Consider the following 299-nt stretch of genomic DNA (forward strand, 5'->3'; position numbering starts at 1 on the left):
AGAAGAAATGCTTCGTCCCTCGTCCTACGAACTTCCCCGGGTGACGCTCTGGACGGACGCGACTGGCGGGACGCTGCCGAAAGATCTTTTCATTATGAAGCGACCGCTGCATGTCATCATAGCAACCGCCTCGACGCCGGACCCATGGAACTTCGCGCGCCGCATTGCCGACGCGGGTTCCAATGTGCTAGCGGTCGATCAATTCAACCTCGGAGCGCGTCTGTGAGTCTCCTCAACCAAGCAAGCGACGGGCTTTTCAATGTGCTGATCGTGCTGGTCCGCGCGCTCGTTCGTTTTGG

The 299-nt window shown here is 58.9% G+C and carries 1 protein-coding gene; it reads left to right on the forward strand.

From position 1 onward, the window contains the following. On the forward strand, nucleotides 1–226 hold a 226-nt coding region (locus EN824_RS35540), incomplete at its 5' end, for a hypothetical protein (protein WP_189522295.1). Between the last annotated feature and the right edge of the window lie 73 nt (nucleotides 227–299).

This window comes from Mesorhizobium sp. M8A.F.Ca.ET.181.01.1.1 (assembly GCF_004792025.1).
Lineage (GTDB): Bacteria > Pseudomonadota > Alphaproteobacteria > Rhizobiales > Rhizobiaceae > Mesorhizobium.